Raw genomic sequence first — 6,980 nt, 5'->3', positions numbered from 1 at the left:
CGCCCCACCTACCAACACCCCACCCCCCCACTACCCACCCCCAAACCCAACCCGGCGCGCCCCCGGGGGGGGGGGGGCCCCCCCCCGGCGCCCCCCCCCCCGCAGCCGCTCGCCTCCCGTCGCCCGCCGCCAGATCACGACGACCAGCAGCACGCGTGCGGCCAGCACGACGACCTCCGAGGCGAACGCCACCGCGCCCGGCACCCGGTCGCCCCAGTTCACCACGACGAGCCGCTGCACGGACCCCACCAGCGACAGCCCGACGACCACCGCCCAGTGCCGCCGGTAGAACCGCCAGGCCCAGCGCGGCACCTCCAGCGCCAACCGCAACTCCACGCCAACCCCCTCAGACTCCGAATATTTTAGTTCAGTGTACTGAAATATCAGCCGCGGTAAAGTGAGGCTCGTGGACGGACGGGACTTCGGGCGCGAGCTGAGCACGGCGGTCGTCGCGTTCCACGAGGCCGTCGGCGCGCGGTTGGGCGTCACGGCGGTGGACCAGCGCGCGCTCGCGCTCATCGCGGGCAAGGGGCCGCTCTCGGCGGGCGAACTGGCCAGGGAGATCAACCTGACCCCCGGCGCCGTCACGGGCGTCGCGGACCGGCTCGAACGCGCGGGCCTGGTGCGGCGCGAACCCGATCCGGCGGACCGCAGGCGGGTGGTGATCAGCGCGATCCCCGGCGCGTTCGGCGCGGTGTTCGCCGGGCTGGCCGAGGCCATGGACGAGCTGAGCGCGCGCTACACCCCGGAGCAGCAGCAGGTGATCGCGGACTGGGTGGTCCGCACGATCGACGTGCTCAAGGAGCAGACCAGGCGGCTCGTCGCCGAGCGGCCGTGACCGGACCGGGGGTCAGCCGGCGGGCCGCTTCACGCCCACCGCGCCGTAGGACACCGCTTCCGCGCCCGTGACGGGGTCGCCCTCGCCCCGCCAGGACGGCGCCAGCACCAGGCCCGGCTCCAGCAGGTCGAACCCGGCCAGCATCGCCTCGAAGTCCGACTTCGACCGCGCCACGATCGGTGTCCGCGTCTCCGCCGCCATGCCGACCACCTTCGCCACCAGCTCCGGCTGCTCGTCCGCGGTCAGGTGGCTGACCACCAGGTAGCTGCCGTCGGCGACGGCGTCGCGGTAGCGGGCGACCAGCTCGGCCGGGCGGTCGTGGTCCGCGACGTGCGGCAGGATCGCCACCATCAGCACGGCCACCGGGCGGGACAGGTCCAGCAGGTCGCGGACCTCGGGCGCGCCCAGCACCGCGGGCACGTCCCGGATGTCGGCCTCGGCGATGGCCGCGCCCGCGTTGTCCCGCAGCATGGTCCGGCTGTGCGCGACGGTCGCGGGCTCGTTGTCCACGTACACCACGCGGCACGTCGGGTCGGCCTGCTGCGCCACCTCGTGCACGTTGCCCGCGGTGGGGATGCCGGAGCCCAGGTCGAGGAACTGGCGGATGCCGTTCGCCACGCACACCCGCACGGCCCGCCGCAGGAACGCGCGGCTCTGCTGGACCATCGCGGCGGTCGGGACGTCGCCCGCGGAGCGGTCGGCGAACTCGCGGTCGACCGCGAAGTTGTGCGCTCCGCCGAGGTAGTAGTCGTACAACCGGGCGACGTTCGGGCGCTCGGCCTCACTGTTGGTCGACACCCACCTCGGGGGGTTCTGCACTGCGCACCTCACCCTGACTGCACCCGGAGCGGCGTGAACGCCTGCCAGACCGTATCTGGCTACTCCGTTCGTGTCCATCCGACACCTGTGGACACGCAGGGTGATTGTGACTGGCAGGTCCGCCGGAACTCAAACCGCCGTGCCCCGGCCGAGGGAGGCGGCGCAGGGGGGAGAGACCCGCCTGCCTCGGCCGGGGTTTCGGTCACACGCCCGCGTAGGAGCGGATCCAGTCGCGGTAGCGGGTGACGGCGGTGTAGTTCGACCGGGTCGAGCGGTCGCTCGTGGAGGCCACGCCGACCTGGTAGCGGCGGCCGTCGACCGGGCTGGTGGCGAACATCGGGCCGCCCGAGTCGCCGCCGGCCGCGATGCCGTTCACGCGGGTCACGGAGATCGCGATGCCGCCGCGGTAGTCGCGCCCGTTCACCGAGGTGACCCTGGTGTCGGCGTACTTCAGGTAGCGCGACTGGCAGTTGATCTCGGGCTGGTCGGTGCACGTGGCGCCCCAGCCGTAGAGCTGCACGGTCTGGCCGACCTGCACGGCCGTGGTCGTGCCCAGCGGCGCGTAGGTGGCCGAGACCGACCGGTCCAGCCGCGCCAGCGCCAGGTCGACCGACGGGTGCTGGATGATCTGGGTCGCGGTGGCCAGCGTGCCGCCGGTGGTCTGGTCCAGGCTGCCGATGCGGAACGTGTACGTGCCCGAGCTGGCCACGCAGTGCTGCGCGGTCAGGACCCAGGTCGGGGCGATGATGGTGGCCGAGCAGTTCTGCTGGCCGTTGCGGAACAGCCGGGCCGCCCAGGGGGCGTTGGTCGCCGTGCCGCCGCCGATGATGTAGGGCTCGACACCGCCCGACTGGGCGGAGGCGGTGGGCGCGAGCGTGGTCAGCGCGAACGCGGACAGCAGTGCGGTAGTGGCTCCGACCACCGCGGACAGGGCGCGATTGAGTCGCATGGGTTGTCACCTCGACGAACGCAGGGAGTGGTGAAATCACCACGCTCAGCGTCACCTGTTCGAGTGACACTGGCCACCCGCCGTTCGTCGGCGAACGGCCAGACGATGGTCGGCGTCCGAATGCCCTAGGCGTCCCGGTCCTCGTCCACGCCCAGCGCCCACCGGCGCACGGGGTTCGTGAACAGCAGCACGAGCGTGATCACGACGTACGCCCCCAGCAGGGCGCCCCACAGCTGGCGGCCGGACGGCCCGTACATGTACCAGGCGACACCCAGCAGGAGGAGCTGCACGACGATCGCCGGCGTGCGACCCCAGTGCCTGCCGATCAGCAGGCCGACCCCGGCCGCGAGCACGCCCGCGGACAGCACCGCGAAGTAGGCGGCCTCGCCGAGCACCTCGCCGGACTTCTCCGCGCTGAAGGAGCGCACCACCAGCGCGACCGCGAACGCCACCCCGGCCAGGCCCTGCAACGCGGTGAGTGCGCCGGCTGCCCGGACCGCCGGTGGCGCCTTCTGCTGGCTCGACACGCTGGGCCTTTCCTCACGGTGCGTACTCGTCACGCATCGTAGGCCACCCGGTTGGCGTGTCCCGCTGGACCGCCACAGGAGCGATGATCACAGCAGTCTTCGGCGAGCCGGCGGTCGGGCCGGGGTGCACTTGTCGCGGATGTCGGGCAACGCGGACCGGAAAGGTGCGAACCGGGAGAGGGAGACCACGGGGCGCCACCCGTGGATTGCGACACGGAAAGGAGATGTCGGCCACTTTCGTGCGCTCGTGAGCCTCCTACTGGGTGACGCGCAACCTGTCCGAGGTGACGCGCTGTCCTACCCTGCAAGGGTGCGCGCACTTCTGGTGGTCAACCCGCAGGCAACGGCAACCACGCCTGCCGGTCGGGACGTGCTCGCGCACGCGCTGGCCAGCGACGTGAAGCTCGACATCGTCGAGACCGACTACCGCGGCCACGCGGCGGACGCCGCCGCGCAGGCCGTCGTGGACGGGTACGACCTGGTCGTGGCGCACGGCGGCGACGGCACGGTGAACGAGGTCGTCAACGGCGTGCTGCGCGACGGCGCGCGGCCGGGCCTGCCGATGCTGGGCGTGGTGCCCGGCGGGTCGGCGAACGTGTTCGCGGGCGCCCTCGGGCTGCCGCGCGACCCGGTCGAGGCGACCTACCGCCTGTTGCAGGCCATCGAGCACGGCACCAGCCGCAAGGTCAGCGTCGGGCACGTCGCGGCCACCGGCGCGGGGCTGGAGCACGACCGCTGGTTCACCTTCAACGCGGGCGTGGGCTGGGACGCGGACGTGGTCGCGGCCGTCGAGCAGCAGCGCGCCAAGGGCCGCCAGGCGTCGCCCACCCTGTACGCGCGCACCGCGCTGGCCAGCTACTTCGCCCAGCGCAGGCAGCCGCCGACGCTCACCGTGCACATCCCCGGCGAACCGGCGTTCGAGCAGGTCAGGCTCGCGTTCGTGTCCAACACCGACCCGTGGACCTACCTCGGGGACAAGGCGATCCGGCTGAACCCGAGCACGTCGTTCGACGGCGGTCTGGGCCTGTTCGCGCTCCACGGGATGGGATTGCCCACAGTTCTTCGCTACGTCGCGCATCTTCTGGCCACGGACGGGAACCCCAAAGGCGGGAACCTGCTCCGGCGTGACGACGTTGAGTTCGTCCGGGTGACGAGTCCGGAACCGGTCAACCTCCAGGTTGACGGGGATCTGCTCGGCGCGTGCACCGAGGTGGAGTTCACCGGGGTGCCGCGAGCGCTCACGGTCGCCGTGTGACCGGGGCGTGACCGGCTCGGTACCGATCCGCGACGTTCCGACCTGGTGTGACACCTCTGCGTGAAACCCCAGGTGAACTCAGTCGATCTTTCGGGTGAGTTCACTCACCGGGTTGGTGCTAAACCCTTGACATCCCCGCCGTTCGTGAAAGCATTCACAAGCACCCCAAAACCGACCGCTGACGAGTGGCGCGCCTGCGCGCGCGCCTAGCTGAGGAGTAGTTCCAATGGACTGGCGCCACCGCGCGATCTGCCGCGACGAGGACCCCGAGCTGTTCTTCCCCGTGGGGAACAGCGGTCCTGCGCTCCTGCAGATCGCCGAGGCGAAGACCGTCTGCCGCCGCTGCCCCGTCGTCTCCGACTGCCTCGCGTGGGCGCTCGAGAGCGGCCAGGACGCCGGCGTGTGGGGCGGGATGAGCGAAGACGAGCGTCGCGCCCTCAAGCGCCGCAACGCTCGCACCCGGGCTCGCAGCAACGCCTGAGCCCCGGCCGCATCCGGCAAGCAGACGAAAGGCCCGACACCGTGCCAGGTGTCGGGCCTTTCGCTTTGTGTTGCACACCCTCCCGCGTGACCACGTGACTCCGCTGAGGTAGGTCGTCACGTGTGCACGGGGAGCAGTCTAACGCCGCGCCCTGAGGGGTACGCGCAGGACCGCCTCTGTACCGCCTCGGGGCCGCCTCCGCAAGCTCAGCGAGCCCCTGAGTTCGGACTCCACCAGCGTCCGCACGATCTGCAGGCCGAGCCGGTCGGTGCGCTCCAGCGAGAAGCCCTGCGGCAGGCCGCGGCCGTCGTCCGAGATCACCACGTCCAACCACTTCGCCGACCGCTCGGCGTGCACGACCACCTCGCCGCGCTGGCCGGCCGCGTACGCGTGCTCGAACGCGTTCTGCACGAGTTCGGTCAGCACCATCACCAGCGGCGTGGCCAGCTCGGCCGGGACGATGCCGAACGGGCCCTCGCGGCGCACCACCACCTGCGACTCGGTGGCGGCCACGTCCGACATCATCGGGATGACCTTGTCCACCACGTCGTCGAGGTCCACCCGCTCGTCCACCGACATGGACAGCGTCTCGTGCACCAGCGCGATCGACGTGACCCGGCGCACCGACTCGGCCAGCGCCTCCCGCGCCTCCTCGCTGCTGGTCCGCCTGCTCTGCAGGCGCAGCAGCGCGGCCACCGTCTGCAGGTTGTTCTTCACCCGGTGGTGGATCTCGCGGATCGTCGCGTCCTTCGACATCAGGGCGCGGTCGCGGCGGCGGACCTCGGTGACGTCGCGGCACAGCACCAGCGCGCCCGCCGCGCTGCCCCGCGGCCGCAGCGGCAGCGCCCGGAACAGCACCGCCGCGCCGCGCCGCGACTCGGCCTCGATGCGCATGCTCGGCTGCCCGTCCAGGGCCGCCCGGATGCGCTGCGCCACCTCCGTGGCGTCGAACGGGTCACCGATCAGCGACCGGGTCAACGGCGCCAGGTGCACCCCGACCAGGTCGGACGCGTGGCCCATGCGGTGGTAGGCGCTCAGCGCGTTGGGGCTCGCGAACACCACCGCGCCCGAGGCGTCCAGCCGGATCAGGCCGTCGCCGACGCGAGGGCTGGTGTGCACGTCCGGCGACGGCTCGGCGGTCGGGAACGTGCCGTCGGAGATCATCTGGCACAGGTCCGCGGCGCTGCCCAGGTAGGAGATCTCCAGCGGGCTCGGCACGCGCGGCACGGCCAGGTTCGTGTTGCGGCTGAGCACCGCGATGACCTCGCCGTCGCGGGTGACCGGGATCGCCTCGCGGCGCACCGGCACGCCCAGGTGCCAGCGCGGGTCCTCCTCGCGGCAGATCCGCGCCTCGGTCATGGCCCGGCGCAGCTGCGGGTGCTCCTCGACGTCCACCACGCTGCCCACGACGTCCTCGGGGTGCGCGGTGGGCGCGGTCGTGGGCCGGGCCTGGGCGACGCACAGGAACGTCGTGTCGTCGACCGGCGCCCACATCAGGAAGTCGGCGAAGCTGAGGTCGGACAGCAGCTGCCACTCGGCGACCACCAGCTGGAGGTGGTCGACGGCGCTGCCGGAGAGCCTGGTGTGCTCGGCCAGGAGGTCGGTGAGCGTGGACAGCTACTCCACCACCGCGATCAGGTCGCCCTCCTGGACCACGTCACCGGGGGACACGGCGATGCGGGCGATGCGGCCGGAGCCCTCCGGGAGGACCGGGATCTCCATCTTCATGCTCTCGAGCACCACGACGGTCGTCTCGTGCGTGACCTCGTCACCCTCTTCGACGGCGATCTGGGCCACGTTGGCCACGATCTCGGCCCGGATTTCCTCGGCCATCGTCCTCCTTAGTCCGGGCCCATCCAACCACGGTTCAGGCCCGGTGCGGTGCACCGGTGACCGCGTGACACACTGTCGTGAGGTAGTTCGAGCACTAGGAGAACCCCATGTCGAAGCGTGCCCGCAAGCGCCGCGACCGCAAGAAGGGCGGCGCCAACCACGGGAAGCGCCCCAACGCCTGATCGACGTCACGGCGTGCGAAGGGCCCCCGAGCGACCCCTCCGGGGCCCGTCGACGGGGGTTAAGGCGTCGGAAGACACGGACGACCGGGTCAGCGT

10 protein-coding genes are annotated in these 6,980 nt (G+C 71.8%); 4 read left to right on the top strand and 6 right to left on the bottom strand.

Annotation, left to right across the window (positions count from 1 at the left end):
* Positions 1–30 precede the first annotated feature (30 nt).
* A complete protein-coding gene (locus ACFXGA_RS01875) occupies positions 31–336 on the bottom strand; it encodes a hypothetical protein (RefSeq protein ID WP_378083401.1) in 306 nt (101 codons plus the stop codon).
* Positions 337–406: 70 nt separating this feature from the next.
* On the opposite strand from ACFXGA_RS01875, the gene ACFXGA_RS01870 reads away from it, so the two are divergent.
* Entirely contained in the window at positions 407–838 is a 432-nt protein-coding gene (locus ACFXGA_RS01870; protein ID WP_378083400.1) for a MarR family winged helix-turn-helix transcriptional regulator, read from the top strand.
* Between the two features lie 12 nt (positions 839–850).
* Here ACFXGA_RS01870 and ACFXGA_RS01865 read toward each other — a convergent pair whose 3' ends face one another.
* The 3 genes from ACFXGA_RS01865 to ACFXGA_RS01855 all read right to left on the bottom strand — a co-directional run bounded on the left by ACFXGA_RS01865 (position 851) and on the right by ACFXGA_RS01855 (position 3,133).
* A complete protein-coding gene (locus tag ACFXGA_RS01865; RefSeq protein ID WP_378083399.1) occupies positions 851–1,636 on the bottom strand; it encodes an SAM-dependent methyltransferase in 786 nt (261 codons plus the stop codon).
* A 223-nt stretch (positions 1,637–1,859) separates the two neighbouring features.
* Positions 1,860–2,606 carry a S1 family peptidase gene (locus ACFXGA_RS01860; protein ID WP_378083397.1) on the bottom strand — a complete coding sequence of 249 codons (747 nt, stop codon included), beginning with the start codon at positions 2,604–2,606 and terminating at the stop codon, positions 1,860–1,862.
* A gap of 125 nt (positions 2,607–2,731) precedes the next feature.
* Positions 2,732–3,133 (bottom strand): hypothetical protein, encoded by a 402-nt coding sequence (locus ACFXGA_RS01855; protein WP_378083394.1) that lies wholly within the window; start codon positions 3,131–3,133, stop codon positions 2,732–2,734.
* A gap of 310 nt (positions 3,134–3,443) precedes the next feature.
* Here ACFXGA_RS01855 and ACFXGA_RS01850 point away from each other — a divergent pair, with 310 nt between their 5' ends.
* Together ACFXGA_RS01850 and ACFXGA_RS01845 are read left to right on the top strand one after the other, a co-directional pair.
* Entirely contained in the window at positions 3,444–4,388 is a 945-nt protein-coding gene (locus ACFXGA_RS01850; RefSeq protein WP_378083392.1) for a diacylglycerol/lipid kinase family protein, read from the top strand.
* 226 nt (positions 4,389–4,614) lie between these two features.
* Positions 4,615–4,869, top strand: a complete 255-nt coding sequence (locus ACFXGA_RS01845) for a WhiB family transcriptional regulator (protein ID WP_015104912.1) — start codon at positions 4,615–4,617, stop codon at positions 4,867–4,869.
* 138 nt (positions 4,870–5,007) lie between these two features.
* Here the strand turns inward: ACFXGA_RS01845 and ACFXGA_RS01840 are convergent, their stop codons facing one another.
* Both ACFXGA_RS01840 and ACFXGA_RS01835 read right to left on the bottom strand, forming a co-directional pair.
* The gene (locus ACFXGA_RS01840; RefSeq protein WP_378083592.1) at positions 5,008–6,486 is read right to left on the bottom strand and encodes a histidine kinase N-terminal domain-containing protein; all 1,479 of its coding nucleotides are present in this window, start codon (positions 6,484–6,486) and stop codon (positions 5,008–5,010) included.
* Positions 6,487–6,702, bottom strand: coding sequence for a biotin/lipoyl-binding carrier protein (locus ACFXGA_RS01835; protein WP_378083388.1), 216 nt, complete (start codon positions 6,700–6,702; stop codon positions 6,487–6,489).
* 107 nt (positions 6,703–6,809) lie between these two features.
* Between ACFXGA_RS01835 and ACFXGA_RS01830 the strand changes: the two genes are divergently transcribed.
* The gene (locus ACFXGA_RS01830) at positions 6,810–6,884 is read left to right on the top strand and encodes a 50S ribosomal protein bL37 (RefSeq protein WP_096498094.1); all 75 of its coding nucleotides are present in this window, start codon (positions 6,810–6,812) and stop codon (positions 6,882–6,884) included.
* Positions 6,885–6,980 lie beyond the last annotated feature (96 nt).

It is taken from the genome of Actinosynnema sp. NPDC059335 (genome assembly GCF_042752395.1).
In the GTDB taxonomy this organism is placed as follows: domain Bacteria; phylum Actinomycetota; class Actinomycetes; order Mycobacteriales; family Pseudonocardiaceae; genus Actinosynnema.
The sequence above is the reverse complement of the archived record's forward strand: the minus strand, read 5'-3'. Positions and strand labels throughout refer to the sequence as shown.

What these genes read in the sequence shown, in the direction of transcription:
- ACFXGA_RS01860 (WP_378083397.1), bottom strand. Translation starts at nt 2,606, where the DNA reads ATGCGACTCAATCGCGCCCTGTCCGCGGTGGTCGGAGCCACTACCGCA.
- ACFXGA_RS01845 (WP_015104912.1), top strand. Translation starts at nt 4,615, where the DNA reads ATGGACTGGCGCCACCGCGCGATCTGCCGCGACGAGGACCCCGAGCTG.
- ACFXGA_RS01835 (WP_378083388.1), bottom strand. Translation starts at nt 6,702, where the DNA reads ATGGCCGAGGAAATCCGGGCCGAGATCGTGGCCAACGTGGCCCAGATC.